Source organism: Bradyrhizobium sp. 192, assembly GCF_023100965.1.
In the GTDB taxonomy this organism is placed as follows: Bacteria; Pseudomonadota; Alphaproteobacteria; order Rhizobiales; family Xanthobacteraceae; genus Bradyrhizobium; species Bradyrhizobium symbiodeficiens.
In genome coordinates, this window is record NZ_CP064690.1 from 4,112,407 (window position 1) to 4,131,586 (window position 19,180).

General features: G+C 64.2%; 20 protein-coding genes. 15 read left to right on the forward strand and 5 right to left on the reverse strand.

Features of this window, described 5'->3' with window-relative positions; genetic code table 11:
- Window positions 1-142: 142 nt before the first annotated feature.
- From IVB24_RS18660 to IVB24_RS18680, 5 genes are all read left to right on the forward strand, one after another.
- The gene (locus IVB24_RS18660) at window positions 143-2,032 is read left to right on the forward strand and encodes an ABC transporter permease (protein ID WP_166474808.1); all 1,890 of its coding nucleotides are present in this window, start codon (window positions 143-145) and stop codon (window positions 2,030-2,032) included.
- Complete coding sequence (locus IVB24_RS18665; RefSeq protein ID WP_247768034.1) at window positions 2,029-2,820, forward strand: ABC transporter ATP-binding protein; 792 nt, start codon at window positions 2,029-2,031, stop codon at window positions 2,818-2,820. Before IVB24_RS18660 ends, IVB24_RS18665 begins: the two co-directional genes overlap by 4 nt.
- Window positions 2,817-3,521: an ABC transporter ATP-binding protein gene (locus tag IVB24_RS18670; RefSeq protein ID WP_094896470.1), complete on the forward strand. Its 705-nt coding sequence runs from the start codon at window positions 2,817-2,819 to the stop codon at window positions 3,519-3,521. The genes IVB24_RS18665 and IVB24_RS18670 overlap by 4 nt, the downstream gene beginning before the upstream one ends.
- A gap of 25 nt (window positions 3,522-3,546) precedes the next feature.
- Complete coding sequence (locus tag IVB24_RS18675) at window positions 3,547-4,002, forward strand: MarR family winged helix-turn-helix transcriptional regulator (RefSeq protein ID WP_094974712.1); 456 nt, start codon at window positions 3,547-3,549, stop codon at window positions 4,000-4,002.
- A 207-nt stretch (window positions 4,003-4,209) separates the two neighbouring features.
- Window positions 4,210-4,599: a hypothetical protein gene (locus tag IVB24_RS18680; protein ID WP_346771334.1), complete on the forward strand. Its 390-nt coding sequence runs from the start codon at window positions 4,210-4,212 to the stop codon at window positions 4,597-4,599.
- Between the two features lie 4 nt (window positions 4,600-4,603).
- Here IVB24_RS18680 and IVB24_RS18685 read toward each other — a convergent pair whose 3' ends face one another.
- Complete coding sequence (locus IVB24_RS18685) at window positions 4,604-5,293, reverse strand: hypothetical protein (protein ID WP_247768036.1); 690 nt, start codon at window positions 5,291-5,293, stop codon at window positions 4,604-4,606.
- Between the two features lie 125 nt (window positions 5,294-5,418).
- Window positions 5,419-6,615, reverse strand: a complete 1,197-nt coding sequence (locus IVB24_RS18690) for an amidohydrolase family protein (protein WP_247768037.1) — start codon at window positions 6,613-6,615, stop codon at window positions 5,419-5,421.
- Window positions 6,616-6,772: 157 nt separating this feature from the next.
- Here IVB24_RS18690 and IVB24_RS18695 point away from each other — a divergent pair, with 157 nt between their 5' ends.
- Window positions 6,773-7,546, forward strand: a complete 774-nt coding sequence (locus tag IVB24_RS18695; protein ID WP_094974708.1) for a ferredoxin--NADP reductase — start codon at window positions 6,773-6,775, stop codon at window positions 7,544-7,546.
- A gap of 12 nt (window positions 7,547-7,558) precedes the next feature.
- Here the strand turns inward: IVB24_RS18695 and IVB24_RS18700 are convergent.
- Window positions 7,559-8,510 (reverse strand): IS630 family transposase gene (locus IVB24_RS18700; protein WP_247768038.1). Its coding sequence is split into 2 segments (ribosomal slippage): window positions 7,559-8,171 and window positions 8,170-8,510, totalling 954 coding nucleotides; the frame shifts between segments, so codons are not numbered across the junction.
- Window positions 8,511-8,709: 199 nt separating this feature from the next.
- On the opposite strand from IVB24_RS18700, the gene IVB24_RS18705 reads away from it, so the two are divergent.
- Window positions 8,710-9,033: a hypothetical protein gene (locus IVB24_RS18705; RefSeq protein ID WP_094974707.1), complete on the forward strand. Its 324-nt coding sequence runs from the start codon at window positions 8,710-8,712 to the stop codon at window positions 9,031-9,033.
- Between the two features lie 89 nt (window positions 9,034-9,122).
- Window positions 9,123-10,382: a cytochrome P450 gene (locus tag IVB24_RS18710; RefSeq protein ID WP_247768039.1), complete on the forward strand. Its 1,260-nt coding sequence runs from the start codon at window positions 9,123-9,125 to the stop codon at window positions 10,380-10,382.
- A gap of 101 nt (window positions 10,383-10,483) precedes the next feature.
- Here the strand turns inward: IVB24_RS18710 and IVB24_RS18715 are convergent, their stop codons facing one another.
- Entirely contained in the window at window positions 10,484-11,737 is a 1,254-nt protein-coding gene (locus tag IVB24_RS18715; RefSeq protein WP_247768040.1) for a DUF763 domain-containing protein, read from the reverse strand.
- Window positions 11,738-11,863: 126 nt separating this feature from the next.
- Between IVB24_RS18715 and IVB24_RS18720 the strand changes: the two genes are divergently transcribed.
- A complete protein-coding gene (locus IVB24_RS18720) occupies window positions 11,864-13,003 on the forward strand; it encodes a mechanosensitive ion channel family protein (protein WP_094974705.1) in 1,140 nt (379 codons plus the stop codon).
- A gap of 202 nt (window positions 13,004-13,205) precedes the next feature.
- Here IVB24_RS18720 and IVB24_RS18725 read toward each other — a convergent pair whose 3' ends face one another.
- Window positions 13,206-14,186, reverse strand: a complete 981-nt coding sequence (locus IVB24_RS18725) for a tripartite tricarboxylate transporter substrate binding protein (protein WP_247768041.1) — start codon at window positions 14,184-14,186, stop codon at window positions 13,206-13,208.
- Window positions 14,187-14,301: 115 nt separating this feature from the next.
- On the opposite strand from IVB24_RS18725, the gene IVB24_RS18730 reads away from it, so the two are divergent.
- The 6 genes from IVB24_RS18730 to IVB24_RS18755 are packed head-to-tail and all read left to right on the forward strand — an operon-like array spanning window position 14,302 to window position 19,174.
- Complete coding sequence (locus IVB24_RS18730) at window positions 14,302-15,012, forward strand: TetR/AcrR family transcriptional regulator (protein ID WP_247774123.1); 711 nt, start codon at window positions 14,302-14,304, stop codon at window positions 15,010-15,012.
- A gap of 30 nt (window positions 15,013-15,042) precedes the next feature.
- Entirely contained in the window at window positions 15,043-15,981 is a 939-nt protein-coding gene (locus tag IVB24_RS18735; protein WP_247774124.1) for an amidohydrolase family protein, read from the forward strand.
- Window positions 15,978-16,691 carry a PIG-L deacetylase family protein gene (locus tag IVB24_RS18740; protein ID WP_106952091.1) on the forward strand — a complete coding sequence of 238 codons (714 nt, stop codon included), beginning with the start codon at window positions 15,978-15,980 and terminating at the stop codon, window positions 16,689-16,691. The genes IVB24_RS18735 and IVB24_RS18740 overlap by 4 nt, the downstream gene beginning before the upstream one ends.
- Window positions 16,688-17,371, forward strand: coding sequence for a 4-carboxy-4-hydroxy-2-oxoadipate aldolase/oxaloacetate decarboxylase (locus IVB24_RS18745; RefSeq protein ID WP_247768042.1), 684 nt, complete (start codon window positions 16,688-16,690; stop codon window positions 17,369-17,371). Before IVB24_RS18740 ends, IVB24_RS18745 begins: the two co-directional genes overlap by 4 nt.
- Window positions 17,372-17,390: 19 nt before the next feature.
- Window positions 17,391-18,260: a hypothetical protein gene (locus IVB24_RS18750; RefSeq protein WP_247768043.1), complete on the forward strand. Its 870-nt coding sequence runs from the start codon at window positions 17,391-17,393 to the stop codon at window positions 18,258-18,260.
- Window positions 18,257-19,174: an NAD(P)-dependent oxidoreductase gene (locus tag IVB24_RS18755; RefSeq protein ID WP_247774125.1), complete on the forward strand. Its 918-nt coding sequence runs from the start codon at window positions 18,257-18,259 to the stop codon at window positions 19,172-19,174. The genes IVB24_RS18750 and IVB24_RS18755 overlap by 4 nt, the downstream gene beginning before the upstream one ends.
- The last annotated feature ends 6 nt before the right edge of the window (window positions 19,175-19,180 follow it).

Sequence of the window (19,180 nt, forward strand, 5' to 3'; positions counted from 1 at the left end):
GTGGGTTACGCCAAGCGAACCGCGCTTCGCGCAGTCGCAAGGCTAACTCACCCCACGAAGCTCCCTCTCCCCGCAGGCGGGGAGAGGTGAACCAAGACCCGCGTGCCCTGCCGTGGCATGCAAAACCCAACCCGGACCACCGATGGCCTTTTACGTCGTACAGTTTCTGACCGGTCTCGCCAGCGCGGCGTCGCTGTTCCTGGTGGCCTCGGGCCTGTCGATCATCTTCGGCGTGACGCGGATCGTGAATTTCGCGCATGGCGCCTTCTACATGATCGGCGCCTATATTGCCTTCACCCTGACGGAGCGTCTGTCGGGTGCGTTCGGCTTCTGGGGCAGCATGGTGCTGGCCGCGATTGCCGTGGCGCTGATCGGCGTGCTCGTCGAGATGGTGCTGCTTCGCCGCATCTATCACGCGCCGGAACTGTTCCAACTGCTCGCGACCTTCGGCCTGACTTTGATGGTCGAGGATCTCGTGGTGTTGATCTGGGGGCCCGACGATCTGGTCGGCCGCCGCGCGCCGGGTTTTCGGGGCGCCATCGATTTCTTCGGCCAGAACATCCCGAGCTATGATCTGTTCCTGATCGTGCTCGGCCCCGTCGTGCTCGGCATTCTCTGGCTGCTGTTCCAGCGCACGCGCTGGGGCGTCCTGGTACGCGCGGCGACGCAAGACCGCGACATGGTCGCAGCACTCGGTGTCAATCAGAAATGGCTGTTCACGTCCGTGTTCGCGGTCGGCGTCTTCCTGGCCGCGCTTGGCGGCGCGCTACAGATTCCGCGCGATGCCGTGCACCACGCCATGGATTTGCGCATCATCGTCGAGGTCTTCGTGGTCGTCGTGATCGGCGGCCTCGGCAGCATCGTCGGCGCCTTCGTCGCGGCGGTGCTGGTCTCCGAGCTCAATGCCTTCGGCATCCTGATCTTTCCGAAGATTTCCATCATCCTGGTCTTCCTGGTGATGGCGGTTGTGTTGATCGTGCGGCCCTGGGGGCTGTTCGGCAAGCCGGAGGCGCCCGCGCGCAAGACGCCCGGGCTCACCGTCAATCCATGGCGCCCGCTGACGTCGAACGAGCGGCTGCTGGCGCTTGCGGCGCTCGTGATCGCAGCGACGCTGCCGCTGTTCGCCGGCAACTACGTGCTGACCGTCGGCTCCGAGATCGCGATCTTCGTGATCTTCGCCGTCAGCCTGCACTTCCTGATGTCAGTCGGCGGGCTCGCGTCCTTCGGCCATGCCGCCTATTTCGGCCTCGGTGCCTACGGCGTTGCCTTCCTCGCCAAGATGGCGGGGCTGCCGATGATCGTGTGCCTGCTGCTCGGACCGCTGCTGGGCTGCATGGGGGCCGCCGTGTTCGGCTTCTTCGCCGTGCAGCTATCCGGTGTCTACTTCGCGATGCTGACGCTCGCCTTCGCGCAGATCGTCTGGTCGATCGCGTTCCAATGGGTGAGCGTCACCGGCGGCGACAACGGCATATTGGGCGTCTGGCCGGAAAAATGGGCGGGGAGCCCGTCGCACTTCTATTGGCTGGCGCTCGGCGTTGCGGCGCTGGTGACCATCGCGCTGCGGGCCATGGTGTTCTCGCCGTTCGGCTACGCGCTTCGGGCCACGCGCGACTCGCTGCTGCGCACCGAAGCGATCGGCATCAATGCCAAGCGCATCCAGTGGACGGCGTTCGTGATCGCGGGCACGACCGCCGGCATCGGCGGTGCGCTGTTCGCCTATCTGAAGGGGAGCGTCTTTCCTGACAATCTCGGTATCTCGCTCTCGGTCGATGCGCTCGTCATGGTGCTGCTGGGCGGCGTCGAAACAGTGTCGGGCGCGGTGATCGGCGCCATCGTCTACAAGGCGCTGAGCATCTGGCTGATAAGCCAGACCGACCTGTCGAAGCTCGTGCTCGGCGGCTTCATCATGCTGATCGTCGTGGTCTTTCCCAAGGGCATCGTCGGCATGCTGGAAATGCTGGCGCAGCGGCGCAGGAAGTCCTCGCCGCCGGGATCATCTCTGCTTGCCAAGCCGATCGAGTCCGCCGAATGAGCGTTGCACCCCCACTTCTCGCGGTCGAAGGCCTGACCAAATCCTATGGCGGCATCCATGCCGTGCGCGGCGTTTCGTTCTCGCTGCGCGCCGGCGAGATTCTGGCGCTGATCGGGCCGAACGGCGCCGGCAAGAGCACCTGCTTCGACATGCTCAACGGCCAGAACCAGCCTGATACCGGGCAGGTCCGCCTGCTCGGCGAAGAGACCACCGGCAAGAAGCCGCGCGAGATCTGGCGCATGGGCGTCGGGCGCACCTTCCAGATCACCGCGACCTTCGCCACCATGACGGTGCGCGAGAACGTGCAGGTCGCGCTGATCTCACATGGCAAACAGCTGTTCAATCTGTTCGGCTCGGCGCCGAAGTTCGAACGCGGCGAAGCTGGGCGGCTGCTCGAGCTGGTCGGCATGGGTGGTTACGCGGATCGTCCTTGCGGCGAGCTGGCTTACGGCGACCTCAAGCGGCTCGAGCTTGCGGTGGCGCTCGCCAACCAGCCAAAGCTGCTCCTGATGGACGAGCCGACCGCCGGCATGGCGCCGCGCGAGCGTGTCGATTTGATGCGGCTCACGGCTCAAATTGCGCGCGAAAAGTCGATCGGCGTGCTCTTCACCGAGCACGACATGGACGTGGTGTTCGAGCGTGCCGACCGCATCATCGTGCTGAATCGAGGGACGCTGATCGCCGAGGGGACGCCGGCCGAGGTGCGCGGCAATCCGCAGGTGCAGGCGGTCTATCTCGGCGAGGGCCTCGTCTACGATGCCCGCCATCGCGAGGGAGCATCAATATGAAGCTCACCGTCGAGGGCCTCAACAGTCATTATGGCCCGGCGCATATCCTGTTCGACATCGGCTTCGAGGTTGGTGAGGGCGAGGTCGTTGCGCTGCTTGGACGCAACGGCGCCGGCAAGTCGACCACGTTCCGCTCGATCGTCGGGCTCGTGGCGCAACGCTCCGGCCGCATCATGTTCGAGGGCAAGGACGTCTCGCTGCGTCCGACGCACGAAATCGTGCGCGAGGGGCTCGGCTATGTGCCGGAGGAACGGCGCATCTTCACCGACCTGACGGTGGAGGAGAATCTCGAAGTCGGCAAGCAGCCCAGGCGTCCGAACGCGCCATACTGGACCCGCGAAAAACTGTTCGCACTGTTTCCAAATCTCGGCGAGATGAAGAACCGCCCGGGCGGCCGCATGAGCGGCGGCGAGCAACAGATGCTCACCATCGCGCGCACGCTGATGGGCAATCCGTCGCTGGTGCTGCTGGACGAGCCTTCGGAAGGCCTGTCTCCTAAGATCGTGGAGCAGATGGTCGATGCCATCCTGACCATGAAGAAGGAGGGCGTCAGCATCGTCGTCTCCGAGCAGAATCTGCACTTCGCGCGGTTGATCTCGGATCGCGCCTACATCATCGAGCGCGGCCGCATCTGCTTCGGCGGCACCATGGCCGAGCTCGACGCGCGTCCTGATATCCGCGACGCGCATCTGTCGTTGTGACGGCAAAGAAAAGGGCTGCGAACGGATGGCGAGAAGCGTCACGGCGAAGAAGAGCGTCAAGCCGGGAAAACCGCCTTACGTGCTCGATGAGCAGGTCGGCTTCATCCTGCGTCAGGTCTGGCAGCGCCACAGCTCGATCTTCTCCCGCGATATCGGCACCAATCTGACGCCGACGCAGTGGGCGGCATTGTCGAAACTCGCCGAGACCGGGCCGTGCTCGCAGAACCAGCTTGGCCGGCTGACGGCGATGGACGTCGCGACCATCAAGGGCGTGATCGACCGACTGACCGCGCGCGGATTGACCGAGACCAGCCAGGATCCCGAGGACGGTCGGCGGCTCCTTGTCAGCCTGACGCGTGCCGGTCAGCAGCTTTCGGAGAAGGTCGCGCCGAACGCGCTCGCCATCACGCGCGAGACGCTGGCGCCGCTCGAGCCCAAGGAGCGCGAGATGCTGATGGCGCTGTTGAACAAGCTGCGGTGAAGGTGCCGTTGACGGTCTCGTAGGGTGGGCAAAGCGGCTCGTCCGCCGTAGCTCGCAGAGCGAAGGCGGAAGCGTGCCCACCATCTTTCTCAGTCGGGAAGAGATCGTGGGCACGGCGCTTCGCGCCCTTGCCCACCCTACGACAGTTGAACAAGCTGCGAGAATTGGCGACTAACCTCGATGAGGGGTTTGTCGAGGTCTTTAGTCATGAGAGCCGCCACGAAATTTGCATTGGTCTTGAGTCTAGGTGCGGCGGTGTCGGGCGCATGCGCGCCCGCCTTTGCCGCCCAACCCTACGAGGGCTTCTGGGCGTCCACCAAAAAAGACTGCCGCGACGACGACAGCCCCAACCGCATGAGTATCGAAGGCGGCAATCGGTTGTATTGGTACGAGACACGGTGCCGCGCCAGCGAGATCACCGCTGACGGAAAGCTCGGCTGGAAGATGAAGCTCGCCTGCGAAGGCGAGGGCGAAAAGTTTCGCTCCAATCCCCGGGTCTCCATCGCGACGGACGGCAAGCTGGTGATGGACAACGGACCGGTCGGGCAGGCCAAGCGCCAGACCTATGTGCGTTGTGAGATTGCGAAGAAGCGCTGATCCCTTACGTCTGTCCCGGCCATTTGGCGCGGTAGCGGATTTCGCTGCCGTCGCCGAGCCGCCGCCACGTTCCGAACTCCGACGTATGCGGCGCCCGGGCGCTCAAATCGATCGGATAGATACGGCTCGGTTGGCCCTGGATGTCCACGGCGAGCTGCCGGTGCGAGGTTCGAAACGCGAGCTCGACCTCGCCTGCGATGACGGGCTGGTCGCCGTCACGATGAAAGGCGGCCGGGGTCACTTCGCCAGGCATGGTATTGAGGTCGGTCTGCAGTTCGATGGTGATGCCCTGGGCTGATGTCGGCACCGCGATCCCCGCCGGAAAACGGACCTCGAATACGAGCAGGGGATTGGCGCCGTTGCGGTTGAGCCAGGGCGTCGCAGTCGCATAGGCGTAGGCAATGTAGATGCCGATCCCGGCGACGCAGAGCAGGACGACGACGCCGAGCGACTTCAGGCTGTTGCGCGCGAGGCTGCCATTGCTGGTGTCCGTGCCCGAACGCGTCACCAGCCAGTTGGCAAACACCGCTCCGGCGATCGCGCCGATGGGAGAGTAAACGAAAAGTCCCACAAGCCCCGCTGTTATGGGATCCGCCCGGTTGCCGAAATCGACCAGAGAAAGCAGCACGAAAGTCGCGACATAACCCGCCACAGCGCCGGCAACGCCGACGGCTATCCGTGATGAGTTCTTCATGTCTCCCCCGATGGTCCAGCAATGAACTGCCGCCACCGAGGGCTGCCTGCGTTAGACGCAGCAGGCCGCAGACTTGTTCAACGCCATCGAGAAGCGATGCGGAGCGGAGGGTCGCTCCGGCTGCGTCACTTCGCCACGATTTCCGGCACCCTGCCGGCGGGCGGCGTATTGCGGCTGCGCTGGGTGCGCACGATGCCGTCGATGATGGTCATGCCGATGCCGGGGAGGTCGCCGAGCTGCACGCTCTCCAGGATGGTCTTGCCGGGGGAGTGCTGCGCCTTGTCCATGATGACGAAATCGGCGGCGCGGCCGACCTCGATCAGGCCGCAGTCGAGCTGCCGCATCCGCGCCGTGTTGCCGGTGGCGAGGCAGAACGCGATCTCGGCCGGCAGCTCGCCAATCGAAGACAACATCGAGACCATGCGCAAAATGCCGAGCGGCTGCACGCCGGAGCCGGCCGGCCCGTCAGTGCCCAGGATGACGCGATGCAGGTCGCCCATCTCGCGCGCGATGCGCAGCGTGTAGAGCGCCGAGCGCTCGTTACCGTTGTGAACGATCTCCAGCCCGCGCTTGCAGCCCTCGCAAATGCAGCGGATCTGGTCGTCGGGCAGGGCGGTGTGTCCGCCATTGATATGGCCGACCACGTCGGTGTCGGCCTCCAGCACCACGTCCTTGTCGATCAGGCCGGAGCCAGGGATCGAGGGGCCGCCGGTGTGGATCGTGCTTTGGATGCCATACTTGCGTGCCCAGCCGACCATTTTTCGTGCAGTGGGTCCGTCCTTCACGCCACCAAGGCCGACTTCGCCGAGCAGCTTGACGCCGGCGGCGGCCAATTCCTTGAAGTCCTCCTCGACCATCTCGCATTCGATGACGGGCGCACCGGCGTGAACTTTCACGCCGCCCGGACGCAAGGTCCAGAACGCGCGCTGGGCGAAGATCGCCATGGCCTTCAGACCCACGACGTCGCGGGGGCGGCCGGGCATGTGCACTTCGCCCGCCGAGATCATGGTGGTGATACCGCCATGGAGCGAGCTGTCGATCCAGCCGGTCTGGTTCTGCCGCGGTGTCCAGTCGCCCGCGACGGGGTGGACGTGGCTGTCGATCAGGCCGGGCGCTACCGTCGTGCCGTTGGCGTCGACGATGGTGGTTGCGCCTTCGGTGTTGAGGTCCTTGTAGCGGCCGATCGCGGTGATCTTGCCGTTCTCGGCGACGATGGTGTCGCCGTCCAGGATCGGCTTTTCCAGCGCGCCGGAGAGGATCAGGCCGATGTTCCGGATCACGAGTTTCGACGGTCCGGTGGCCTGGGGTGCGTCATGCGCCATGGAAGAGGTCCTTGTCCTTAACTGCAACGCTTCCGATCTTGGGCAGCCTTGACCGCAGGAGCAAGCGGGATTATTCATTAGTATACGAATGATCGTGTGCAAACGACGCATAGCTGCCCGCCTCGACAACCGCATTGACGCGACACGGATAGGTGAGATGAGCAATTTCAATCAGGAAAGCGTTTTGAGCGTCCACCACTGGACCGACACGCTGTTCTCCTTCAAGACCACCCGCAGCCCGACCTTCCGCTTCCGTAACGGCGAATTCACCATGATCGGGCTCAAGGTCGGCGAGAAGCCGTTGCTGCGGGCCTATAGCGTCGCCAGCGCCAATTACGAGGACACGCTGGAATTCTTCTCGATCAAGGTGCAGGACGGTCCGCTGACCTCGCGGCTCCAGCACCTGAAGGAAGGCGACGAGATCATCGTCAGCCGCAAGGCCACCGGCACGCTGGTGATCGACAATCTGGAGGAGGGGCGCAACCTCTATTTGATCGGCACCGGCACCGGCCTTGCGCCGTTCCTGAGCGTGATCAAGGACCCCGAGACCTACGAGCGGTTCGAGAAGGTCGTGCTGCTGCACGGCTGCCGGCACGTCAAGGAACTCGCTTATGGCGAGATGATCACGGAGACGCTGCCGAAGGACGAACTGATCGGCGAGTACATCCAGAACCAGCTGATCTACTACCCGACCGTGACCCGCGATCCCTTCCGCAACCGCGGCCGCATCACCGATCTCATCACTTCCGGCAAGCTGTTCGCCGATATCGGCCTGCCGGCACTGGAGGCCGCCCATGACCGCGTCATGATCTGCGGCAGCCCGGCCCTTGTCGCAGACACCCGCGTGCTCCTCGGCGAACGCGGCTTCATCGAGGGCAATCACGGTGAGCCGGCCCAATTCGTGGTCGAAAAGGCCTTTGCCGAGCGCTAGAGCAGATTCTGATCAGGCGCGATCATAACCTGCCGCGGCGAAGAAGTTCAGGCACTCTTGGGCGGTGAAGGCGGCTGTGGTGAGGGCGATAGCATTGTCCAAAGCCTGGATTGATCTGGCGGCGGCCTTTCGCAGGGCGGCTTTGAGCTTTGCGAAGGCCATTTCGATCGGATTGAGGTCGGGCGAATAAGGCGGGAGATAGAGGAGCTGAGCGCCCGCCGCGTCGATTGCGATGGCGATCTCGGTCCGCTTGTGTGCTGCGAGATTGTCCATCACCACGATGTCGCCGGGCTTGAGTGTCGGTACCAGGACTTGCGTCACGTAAGCCTCGAACGCCGGACCATCCATGGGGCCGTCGAGGACCATCGGCGCGGTCATACCGGTCGCTCTAAGCGCGCCGACGAAGGTCGTCGTCTTCCAATGACCATGCGGGATCGCGGCGACACAGCGCTGGCCGTACGGCGAACGGCCGTAGCGCCGCGCCATTTTGGTCGAAGCCCCCGTCTCGTCGATGAACACCAACCGATGGATGCCGATCTCAGGCTGAGACGCCTTCCACGCTGCGCGTTCAGCGGCCACGTCCGGCCGATCCTGCTCGCTGGCGTGCGATGTTTTTTTTGAACGTGATGTTGCGACGATCGAAGAATCGCCAGATCACGCTCGGCACGAAACGCTCGCCGTGGACTTTGAAGAGATGGTCAGCGATCTCGGCCAGCGTCATGTCAGGCGTAACCTTGACCAGGGAGAGGATCTCCGCAGCGTGACCCTCGATCCGAGCTGAACGCCGGTCTCCGCCCTGCGTTCCCGCCTCACAGGCGCCGGTCCTTCGCCACTCGCCAACCAGTTCGATCGCTGTCGAGGGCGCCACGCCGAACCGAACAGCGGCGCCCCGACGGCTCATGCCTTCATCTTCCACAGCCCGAATAATACGAATGCGAAGGTCCGGCGACAGCGGTTTAGCCATGGGGGCTGGCCTCCATCACCAGCCCTCAGGGTGAATCACGATTTGCCTCGCAAGGGAATCCCCTACCGATTCCGACAGGTTGGAAAATGCTCTAATCCCCAATCTTGCCCGATAAGACCGTAGTTTCGCCGTCTGGCGGGCGTTGCGGCGCCGATTCGGCGCTTGATACACTGTGGGAGCGAATCAGCGGAGTTCCCACATGGTTGCGGACAGCGACAGCAACATCGCCTGGCACCGGGTCCAGTTGAAGAAGAACCGCGCCGAGTTGAAGGCGCTCGAGACCGCGCGCTTCACGATGGGCGAGATCGCCTCCTCGAAGCGGAACGGCCAGACCCAGAAGACGGTCGCGGAACTCAAGCGCAAGATCGCGCAGTCCGAGCGCGTCATCGCCGATCACGACAAGCGCACGCGCCGTCCGCTCGGCACCGACCTGCAGAGCCTCAGCAATGGCAGTTGGAGTCATTGGGACGCATACACGCAGCAGCAGCGCAAGACGGGGCAGCGTTCGCCGGGAGGCGGATAGGTCGTCTCCTCGCGCGAGTTCCGCCCCCCTTGCGCGTCGGTCCGCCCATACCATCTGGGTGAGACGCCAATAATCACTCCGGTGATCCCATGACAGTGCGCCTCGATTTCACCAGCGAGGCCTTCTTCCGCGATCCGCCCAAGGCGATCGCGGTGTTGCGCATGTCAGGTCCTCTCGTCGCGACGCGATTTCCCCTGGTCGGCGATGTCTGGATCACCACGACCCATGACGCGACGGCACAGGTTCTGAAGGACGGCGCGACCTTCACGCTGCGCAAGGAGGATGGCAACGTCGCGGGTCTGCGCTGGTGGATGCCGAGCTACGTCAGGACCGTCGCCAACAACATGCTGACGATGGACGAACCTGACCATACCAGGCTCCGCAGCATTGTGGACGAGGCCTTTCGCCGCCGTGCCATCGTCGCGATGGAGACGCGCATCCGCAATATTGCCGACGGCCTGGCCGACGAGCTGTTCGCGGAGGGACGTACAGCCGATCTGGTCCAGCGCTACGCGCGAATCCTGCCGCTCGCAGTGATCTCCGAGCTACTGGGACTGCCTCTGGCCGACCGGCCCAAATTCATCGCCTGGGGCAACGCGATGTCCTCGCTGACCAACGTCGTCGGCTTCTTCCGCTTGCTGTGGACCTTTCGCAAGATGAGGGCCTATCTCGAACAGCAATTGCGGGCCGCGCGCGTGCAGGGCGGGGAGGGCCTGATTGCCGAATTGGTCCAGGTCGAGCGCGAAGGGGCCCAGATCACGCCGGATGAGATGGTCTCGATGGTCTTTCTGCTACTCGCGGCCGGCTCCGAGACGACCACGCATCTCATCAGCGGATCCGCCTACGAGCTGCTCCGACGTCCGGACTTGCGCGACTGGCTGGAGCAGGACTGGAGTCGCGCGGGGCTCGCCGTCGAGGAGTTCCTGCGTTTTGTCTCGCCGGTGCAATTTTCAAAGCCGCGCTATGTGCGGCGGGACGTCGAGGTCGAAGGCGTGCGTCTGAAGAAGGGCGACCGTGTCATGGTGATGCTCGCCGCCGCCAACATGGATCCGGCGGTGCATGATCATCCCGACAACCTCGATCTGCAACGCAAGCCGAACCGTCACATGTCGTTCGGAACGGGGATCCATTTCTGCCTCGGCCATCAGCTCGCGCGCATCGAGGCGACCTGCGCGCTGGAAGCACTGTTCGTGCGGTGGCCGAAACTTAGTCTCGCCGTCGATCCCGCCGAGGTCCGCTGGCGGCGGCGGCCGGGGATTCGCATGATTGCGCAATTGCCCGTGAGCGCTGACGCACGTGAGGGGCGTCAGCCAGCCGGGAGCAACGCCGAGCGGCAGCTCGCAAGTTAAGGGGAACCGCGATCGCTATATCCTCATGCGACTGCGAGACAAAACCTGGCGGTGGCCACATGCGGCTCACGGGTGACGAGGAGCCCGAAGATTAAGCGCCGTCAAGGGCCCGTCAACTTCTTCGCAGCGACAAGATCTCTCTCCCAGCCGAATACGGAGCGGCCGTCGAGATGGGGTGAGGCCGCGCGCTCGCCGGCAATGTAGGCCTCGACCGACGGTCCGCTGGCGGTGCGTTCCAGCCGCCGGGCCTGATCGTCCAGGCGCTTGATTGCCTGCATCTCCTCGTCACGTCCGAGCTTTGCGTTCTGGATTGCGTCCTTCAGGACGCGAATGGTCTCGTCATAGACCTTGATCGGGACGGGATAGGGGTGCCGGTCCTTGCCGCCATGGGCGAGCGAGAAGCGCGCGGGGTCGTTGAAGCGATAAGGTGCGCCGTGCACGACCTCCGCGACCATCGCGAGCGAGCGCATGGTGCGTGCTCCGACCCCAGGCGTCAGCAACAGTTCCGGGAAATCGACCGGGCCGCGTTCGGCGGCTGCGGCGAGGGTGCCGTGGAGGCGGCGCGCGAACACATCCTTCGGCCGGACATCGTGATGCGCGGGCATGATCAGATGCGGCAGCATGGCTTGCGCAGGCTCGGGCGCGGTGCCGGTCAGCCGCTCGAATTCAGCGAGGATGCGATCGGGACCGAAATCGCTGAGCAGTTCGAGTTGCGAGGTGCGCGAGATTTCGGCGCGGTGGTCGGTGAGATTGACGATCTCGCCTTGCTGCGGGCCGTCGATCGCGCTGTGCGGCGCATCGACGAAGCTCTTCAGCGCCTCGGAATGCCAGTGATAGCGGCGGGCCTGCCGCTTGTCGCCGTTCATGCCCTGCTGCACCACCGTCCATTTCGCGTCGGCGGAGACGAAGAAGCCATGCAGATAGAGGTCGAAGCCGTCCTGCACGGCCGCGCTGTCGACCTTCGCCACCAAACGGCTGGCGCGGGTCAGCTTTGCGCTGTCGAAGCCGACGCGGTCGCCGAGCTGCATCAACTCGTCCGGCGTCTTGCGCGAATGCTGGCCGCGGCCGCCGCACACATAAATGCCGAGCTCGTCCTGAAGCGGTCCGAGTCCGCGCTTCAGCGCGCCGATCACGGACGTGGTGATACCGGAGGAGTGCCAGTCCATTCCCATCACCGCGCCGAACGACTGGAACCAGAACGGATGCGACAGCCGCTGGAGAAACGCGTCGCGGCCGTAATGATGCACGATCGCCTGCGTGACGATCGATCCGAGCGAGGCCATGCGGCTCGCGAGCCATGGCGGAACCCGCCCGCTGTGCAAGGGAAGATCGGCGCTGCCGGTACGTCTGGTCATGATGCCTCGATTAGCGCAATTCTGCGACGGTTGCATCTGCTGAATGCTGCGTTGCACGAGGCGGGGGAGCGAAGCTGGCCGGGAGGCGTTGACCGGGCTACGCGAATGCAATGACGGGACCAATTGATGAATCTGCAGGCCCTGATGGCGCGCATCGACGAGATGTTGGGCTGGATACCGACATGGTTCATCGGTCTCAGCCTGATTGCCGGTGCGATCCTGCTGGCCCTGTTCGTCTACCGGCTCGCCAAATGGCTGCTCAACCGCGCCTTCGGAACGCGCATTCCGCTGTTGAGCGTATTCATCGAGCGGACGGCGGGGCCCGCTCGGCTGGCGCTCTGTCTGGCGGCGGTCGCACTGGTGCTGCCGCTCGCGCCGCTCGACGACACGATCCGCGTGCCGCTGATGCGCCTCTTCGTAGTGGCCTTCATCGCCCTGATCGGCTGGATATCGATCCGGATCGTCGACATGAGCGCGGCGCGCTATCTGCAGAATTTTCGTGACGTCACCGAGAATTTCATCGCACGCAAGCACGTCACGCAAGTGCGCGTGTTCAAGCGCGTCACCGACACAATCATTGTCGTCATCACGGTGTCCACAGCGCTGATGACGTTCGATTCGGTGAGGCAATATGGCGTCAGCCTGTTCGCCTCCGCCGGTGCGGCCGGTATCATCGTCGGTCTTGCCGCACGGCCGCTGCTGAGCAATTTGATTGCGGGCTTGCAGATCGCGATCACCCAGCCGATCCGCATCGAAGACGCCGTGATCATCGAGAACGAATGGGGCTGGGTCGAGGACATTGCCGCGACCTATGTCGTGATCCGGCTGTGGGATTGGCGCCGCATGGTGGTGCCGCTGTCCTATTTTATCGAAAAGCCATTCCAGAACTGGACCCGCGACACCGCTTCCCTGATCGGCGTCATCGCACTCCATGTCGATTACCGCGCGGACGTGCCGCGCATTCGGCGCTGGCTGGAGGAGGCCGTGAAGCAGTCCAAGCTCTGGGATGGAGCGGTGGTCAATCTCCAGGTGATCGACGCGGACCAGCGCACCATCGAGCTGCGTGCGCTGGTCAGCGCCCGGAATGCGCCGCAATCCTGGGATCTGCGCTGCGAGATGCGAGAGAAGCTGGTCGCCTTCATCCGCGACGAGATGCCGGAGGCGCTGCCGCGCGAGCGGGCGATCCTGATCCCGTCCGCCGACGATGCCGACTTCCTGCGGCCCGTCGCGCGATCGGAAAAGACGCGGGCGAGCGCGCGCAGTTGACTCTCCCAGCGATCAGGCGGCGCCGACCACGGCCGCGCTGGATTGCCGGTCGAAACGCGGAAGCCGCTTGCGCAGTTTACGTCTGGTCCAGATCAGGAGGCCGGACTGCTCTTCCGTCACGAAACGGTTGAGCAGGGCAGCGCGTCCTTGCGGGCTGCGTGCGCTCGGAGATCGAGCCCCTGGTGACGCCGATGGAAGTGCCTCACTGCGCGCGGATGTTGGCGGCCTTCAGCACCGGCTCCCATTTGGTCGCCTCGGCGTGCATGTAGGCGTCGAACTGCTTGGGCGAAGAGCCGACCGGAGTGGCGCCGATCTTGCCGAGCGTCGACAGCACGTTCGGATCCTGCAGCGCCGCCTTGAGATCGATCTCGAGCTTTGCCACGATCTCGGGCGGCATTTTGGCCGGACCGAGCACGCCCCACCAGACCGAGACGTCGTAACCGGAGACGCCGGATTCTGCGACGGTCGGAACGTTGGGCAGCGCCTTGGAGCGCTCGGCCGAGGTCACGGCCAGCGCGCGCACCGGGCCACCTTCGAGCTGGCCGATCGCTTCCGCGAGCGGATTGATGCTGAGCGGGATCTCGCCAGCTATCACGGCGGTTAGCGCCGGCGCGCCGCCCTTGTAGGGGATCGCGACGATCTTGGTGCCGGACATGTATTTGAGCAGCTCACCGGCGAGATGCGCCGAGGTGCCATTGCCGGACATGCCGTATGACAGCTTGTCGGGCTCCTTCTTCGCCGCGGCCAGAAGATCGGCGAGCGTCTTGTAGGGGCTGTCCTTGGCCACGACGATTGCGAGTGGCGAGGAGGCGATCTCGGTGATCGCGGTGAAGTCCTTGAACGTGTCGTAGGGCACGCTCGGATAGATGAACTGATTGAGCGGATGGCCGCTGGCGACGAGGATCAGCGTGTAGCCGTCGGGTGCGGCCTGCGTCAGCGCCTGCGAGGCAACGATGCCGCCGGCGCCGGGACGATTGTCGACCACCGGCTGCTGCCCCCAGGTCTTGACCAGCGCCTGGCTCAGCGTGCGCGCGAGCACGTCGACCGCGCCGCCGGCCGCGTAGGGCACGAGGATGTGAACAGGCTTGCTCGGATAATTGTCGGCGGCCTGCGCCGCGCTGCCCGCGAGCAGCAAACCGGCGCCCAGCATCAATCCGCCGATCGTCTTGTTCAAACCCAGCATTTTCCCAGCACTCCTTGCGGGCGCACGCATCCTTGCATCGGTCTTCGAGTCGTCCGGATGCCGCCCATGGTTTTTGTTGACGAGACCTGATTTCTTGTACGATAGTACAAATCTCATGGTACGCAAGCCCACCAGCAAGGAAACGGCCCGCAAGCCGAACATGCGCGAGGCGATCCTCGTCGCGGCCGAGGAACTGTTCGCCACCAACGGCTTCAATGCCGTCTCGGTGCGCGACATCGCGCAGGCCGCCGGAGCCAATCCCGGCAGCGTCACCTATCATTTCAAGACCAAGGACGGCCTGCTGCTGGAGATCTACCGGCGCCATTGCGGACCGATGAATTTGCGCCGTTTCGAGCTTCTTGCCGCCGCAAAACGCGTGCGCGATCTGCAGGATCGGCTCGAGGCGATCGTGCGCGCCTATGTGGTGCCGGCCTTCACCTCGGGCAGCGATCTCGCCGGCGGTGGGGCGCGCTTCACGCGGCTGCGGGCCGTGATGTCGGCGGAGGGCAACGAGGTCGCGCGAAAAATCATCGCGCAGACGTTCGACGACACCAGCCACGCCTTCATCGATGCGATCCACGAGAGCTTGCCCCACATTCCGCGCACCGACATCGTCTGGCGCAGTCACTTCCTGCTCGGCGCACTCTATTACTCGCTGGTGACGCCGGACCGCGTCTCGCGCCTGTCCGGCGGCGAGGCCGACGGCGGCGATGCCGCCAGCGCAATCGAGCAACTGGTGCAGGCCATGGTCGCCGCGTTCCAGGCCCCGCCGCTCGATCATGCCGCGCCAGCGCGGCGGCGGCCGGTTGTCGGCAGCAAGACTTGAAACACGCGGTTTCGCGCGGCGGTTGAAGTGATGACGATGATGTACACGCCCACCATTCCGCCGCCCGATCCGAACACACGCACGCCGAAGTTCAAACTGCCTAAACTATCCTGCGACGCGCATTGCCACATCTTCGGGCCCGGAGCGAAATACCCTTATGCGCCGGACCGATCCTACACGCCGCCGGATGCGCCGCTCGAAGAATTCAGGGCGCTGCATGCCAGGCTTGGCGTCGAGCGCGCCGTCATCGTCAATGCCAGCGTGCACGGCACCGACAACAGTGTGGCGCTCGATGCGATCGCGCAGAGTAACGGCACCTACCGCGCGGTCGCCAATATCGACGACACCATCACCGAGCGCGGGTTGCGCGCGCTGCACGAAGGCGGTTTTCGCGGCTGCCGCTTCAATTTCGTCCGCCATCTCGGCGGCGTCCCCGACAAGGGCGTATTCGATCGCGTCATCGCGATGGTCGCGCCGCTCGGCTGGCACATCGACCTGCATTTCGACGCGATCGACCTGCCTGACCATGCCGACATGCTGGCAAGGCTGCCGCTGAGCTACACCATCGACCATATGGGACGGGTGAAGGCCACCGAAGGGCTCGAACAGCTACCGTTCAGGATCCTGATCGAACTGATGCAGCGTGACGAGAAATGCTGGGTGAAGATCTGCGGTTCGGAGCGGGTGTCCTCCGCCGGTCCGCCCTTTACCGACGCGGTGCGGTTCGCGCGAAAGATCGTCGAGACCGCGCCGGATCGCGTCATCTGGGGCACCGACTGGCCGCATCCCAACGTCAGGGTGATGCCGAATGACGGCGACCTCGTCGATCTGATTCCGCTGTTCACGCCGGAGCCGGAGTTGCAGCAGAAGATCCTGGTCGACAATCCCGCGCGCCTGTTCGGGTTCGAAGATGACGGCGCGCGCGATCGATCCAAGCCTACGAATGAAAGAGGGGAGTTCGTCCCATGAAGACAGGTCTCGTCGTTACCGCCCATCCCGGCGATTTCGTCTGGCGCGCCGGGGGCGCCATCGCGTTGCATGCGAAGAAGGGCTATCGCATGAAGATCGTCTGCATGTCCTTTGGCGAGCGCGGCGAGAGCCAGTTCGCATGGAAGGAGAAGGGCGCGACGCTGGAATCGGTCAAGGCCGGCCGCAAGGACGAGGCGGAGCGGGCGGCAAAGCTGCTTGGCGCCGAGATCGAGTTCTTCGATTGCGGGGACTATCCGCTCAAGCTCACCGAGGCGCATTTCGATCGCATGGTCGACATCTACCGCGAGCTCAATCCGAGCTTCGTGCTGACCCACGCGCTGGAAGACCCTTATAATTTCGACCATCCGAACGCGGCGCATTTTGCGCAGGAGACCCGAATCGTCGCGCAGGCGATGGGACACAAGCCCGGCGCGCAGTACAAATACTCCGCGCCGCCGGTGTTCCTGTTCGAGCCGCACCAGCCCGAGCAGTGCAATTACAAGCCCGATCTGCTCCTCAAGATCGACGAGGTCTGGAAGGAGAAGTATGAGGCGTTCCAGATCCTCGCCGCACAAAAGCATCTCTGGGGCTATTACGAGCGCGTTGCGCTCAACCGCGGCATTCAGGGCAGCCGCAACACCGGCGTGCCCATGACCTATGGCGAGGCCTATCAGCGCCTGTTCCCGACGGTCGCCGAGGAGTTGGCATGAAGCCGGTCGTCGTTCGCAACGTTCAACGAGCCGATCCCGCCGGCATGGCGGACTACGGCGTTTCGACCGTGCACGAGGCTTACGGCCGCATCGGCCTGATGAAGCCTTATCTGCGGCCGGTCTGGGCTAGTGCGTCGATTGCCGGACCTGCCGTCACCGTGCTGGCGCAGCCCGGCGACAACTGGATGATCCATGTCGCGGTCGAGCAGTGCAGGAAAGGCGACATCCTCGTCGTCGGCTGCACCGCCGACAATACCGACGGCATGTTCGGGGAATTGCTGGCGACCTCGCTGCAGGCGCGCGGCGTGCAGGGCCTGATCATCGACGCCGGCTGCCGCGACGTCAAAGCGCTGCACGTGATGAAGTTTCCGGTATGGTCGCGCGCGGTATCGGCCAAGGGCACGGTCAAGGCAACGCTCGGCTCGGTCAATATTCCCGTCGTTTGCGCCGGCGTCAGCGTCGATCCCGGCGACATCGTCGTGGCCGATGACGATGGCATCGTCGTGGTGCCAAAGCGCTACGCCGCCGAAGTCGCCGAGAAGGCGAAGAAGCGCAACGCGGACGAAGGCGGCAAGCGCAAGCGGCTTGCCTCTGGCGAGCTGGGTCTCGACATGTACAGCATGCGCGAGGCGCTGGCGAAAGCCGGGCTCGTCTATGTCGACAATCCCGAGGATGTCTGAAGAGAAGCGGAGCTGGCGGATGGATCGTCTCAAGCTGAAGGCCGTGCTCGGTAGTCACCCCCACGTGCAGGCTGTGAAGAGCGGCGACCTCCGCTCCGATCTTTTCGATCTGGACTTCATCGCGTACGCGCCGACCAACACCGCGTTCAAGCCGATGGTGCGCGAGCAGGCCTTCGACGTCTGTGAGATGGCGATCGTCACCTATCTGATGGCAAAGGCACACGGCAAGCCGCTGGTGCTGCTGCCGGCCACCATGCTTGGGCGCTTCCAGCATTCCTATGCGCTCTATAGCCCCGCACGGGGAACGCTCGGGCCGTCGGATCTCGAAGGCAAACGCGTCGGCATTCGGTCGTTTACGACCACGACCGGTGCCTGGATCAGGGGCATCCTCGCCAACGATTACGACGTCAATCTCGACAAGATCCGCTGGGTTACCTTCGAGGATCCGCATGTCGCCGAATATGTCGACACCACCGAGCGCGCGCCGAAGGACAAGAAGATCCTGCAGATGCTGCTCGACGGCGAACTCGATGCTGTCCTCGGCGAGACCTCTGATAATCCCGAGTTGAAGCCGCTCTTCCCCGATCCCGTGGCGGAAGCTGCCAAATGGTACGCCCGGCGTGGCGTCGCTCCAGTCAATCATCTCGTGGTCGTGACCGAGCAACTCGCGAGAACACGTCCCGAGATCGTTGCGGGCATCTATGATCTGCTCAAGCGGAACAAGGAACAGGCAGGGCCTGCGGCAGAGCCCGACCTCATCCCGTTCGGGGTCGAGGCCAACCGGAAGCCGCTGGAGCTGATCGTCGACTACGCATTCCAGCAGGCGCTGATCCCGCGCCGCTATGCGGTCGAGGAGCTGTTCGACGCTGCGACACGAGGATTGAACTGATGGCGGATCCGAGGCGATGGCAGATCGGGCTGGTCGGCTACGGCGAGGTCGGCCGTATCCTGGCCGAGGATTTGCGCCAACAAGACATCAAGGTCTCAGCCTACGACATCAAGCTCGGGAGCGAGCAGGGCGCGCCGCTGAGCGAGCATGCGGCAAAATTCGGTGTGACGTTGGCGGCATCTCATGCCGAGCTGACCGCGAAATCGGACTTCATCATTTCCGCCGTCACCGCAAGCCAGACGGTGCCTGTCGCAAAGGCTTGCGCCGCTGCGATCAACCAGGGCACATGGTTCCTCGATTTCAACTCGGCCTCGCCCGGAGCCAAGCAGCGTGCCGCTGCGCTGATCGACGGCGCTGCGGGTCGCTATGTCGAGGGCGCCGTGATGACCTCAGTGCCGCCATATCGCATCAAGGTGCCGCTGCTGCTCGGTGGCCCCGGCGCGAGAGAGCTGGAGCCGCTTCTGAACGCAATCGGCTTTGCCGCCAAGGTTGCGAGCGACAAGCTCGGCGTGTCCTCGGCGGTGAAGATGTGCCGCAGCATCATGATCAAGGGCCTGGAGGCCATGATCATCGAGAGTTTTACGACCGCGCGCGCCTATGGCGTCGAGGACGCCGTGCTGGCCTCGCTTTCGGAAACCTTTCCCGCGATCGACTGGGAGGAGCAGGGCGCCTATTGCTTCCAGCGCGTGATCGAGCACGGTCGCCGACGTGCCGAGGAAGTGCGTGAGGTCGCCGAGACCGTCCGCGAGGCGGGGCTGACGCCGTGGTCAGCGCAGGGAACAGCCGAGCGTCAGGCCTGGGTGGCCGATCTCGCCGATGAAGGGCTGTTCGGAAGGAAGGGCACGAAAGAGTTCGCCCGCAGTGCCGATTGGCGTACCGAGGCAGACCGAATCCTGGCCAGGATCAAACGCTGAGGCCGA

Excerpts from the sequence above, each read along its gene's own strand:
- IVB24_RS18660 (WP_166474808.1), top strand. The coding sequence starts at position 143 with ATGGCCTTTTACGTCGTACAGTTTCTGACCGGTCTCGCCAGCGCGGCG.
- IVB24_RS18665 (WP_247768034.1), top strand. The coding sequence starts at position 2,029 with ATGAGCGTTGCACCCCCACTTCTCGCGGTCGAAGGCCTGACCAAATCC.
- IVB24_RS18670 (WP_094896470.1), top strand. The coding sequence starts at position 2,817 with ATGAAGCTCACCGTCGAGGGCCTCAACAGTCATTATGGCCCGGCGCAT.
- IVB24_RS18675 (WP_094974712.1), top strand. The coding sequence starts at position 3,547 with ATGGCGAGAAGCGTCACGGCGAAGAAGAGCGTCAAGCCGGGAAAACCG.
- IVB24_RS18680 (WP_346771334.1), top strand. The coding sequence starts at position 4,210 with ATGAGAGCCGCCACGAAATTTGCATTGGTCTTGAGTCTAGGTGCGGCG.
- IVB24_RS18685 (WP_247768036.1), bottom strand. The coding sequence starts at position 5,293 with ATGAAGAACTCATCACGGATAGCCGTCGGCGTTGCCGGCGCTGTGGCG.
- IVB24_RS18690 (WP_247768037.1), bottom strand. The coding sequence starts at position 6,615 with ATGGCGCATGACGCACCCCAGGCCACCGGACCGTCGAAACTCGTGATC.
- IVB24_RS18695 (WP_094974708.1), top strand. The coding sequence starts at position 6,773 with ATGAGCAATTTCAATCAGGAAAGCGTTTTGAGCGTCCACCACTGGACC.
- IVB24_RS18705 (WP_094974707.1), top strand. The coding sequence starts at position 8,710 with ATGGTTGCGGACAGCGACAGCAACATCGCCTGGCACCGGGTCCAGTTG.
- IVB24_RS18710 (WP_247768039.1), top strand. The coding sequence starts at position 9,123 with ATGACAGTGCGCCTCGATTTCACCAGCGAGGCCTTCTTCCGCGATCCG.
- IVB24_RS18715 (WP_247768040.1), bottom strand. The coding sequence starts at position 11,737 with ATGACCAGACGTACCGGCAGCGCCGATCTTCCCTTGCACAGCGGGCGG.
- IVB24_RS18720 (WP_094974705.1), top strand. The coding sequence starts at position 11,864 with ATGAATCTGCAGGCCCTGATGGCGCGCATCGACGAGATGTTGGGCTGG.
- IVB24_RS18725 (WP_247768041.1), bottom strand. The coding sequence starts at position 14,186 with ATGCTGGGTTTGAACAAGACGATCGGCGGATTGATGCTGGGCGCCGGT.
- IVB24_RS18730 (WP_247774123.1), top strand. The coding sequence starts at position 14,302 with ATGGTACGCAAGCCCACCAGCAAGGAAACGGCCCGCAAGCCGAACATG.
- IVB24_RS18735 (WP_247774124.1), top strand. The coding sequence starts at position 15,043 with ATGACGATGATGTACACGCCCACCATTCCGCCGCCCGATCCGAACACA.
- IVB24_RS18740 (WP_106952091.1), top strand. The coding sequence starts at position 15,978 with ATGAAGACAGGTCTCGTCGTTACCGCCCATCCCGGCGATTTCGTCTGG.
- IVB24_RS18745 (WP_247768042.1), top strand. The coding sequence starts at position 16,688 with ATGAAGCCGGTCGTCGTTCGCAACGTTCAACGAGCCGATCCCGCCGGC.
- IVB24_RS18750 (WP_247768043.1), top strand. The coding sequence starts at position 17,391 with ATGGATCGTCTCAAGCTGAAGGCCGTGCTCGGTAGTCACCCCCACGTG.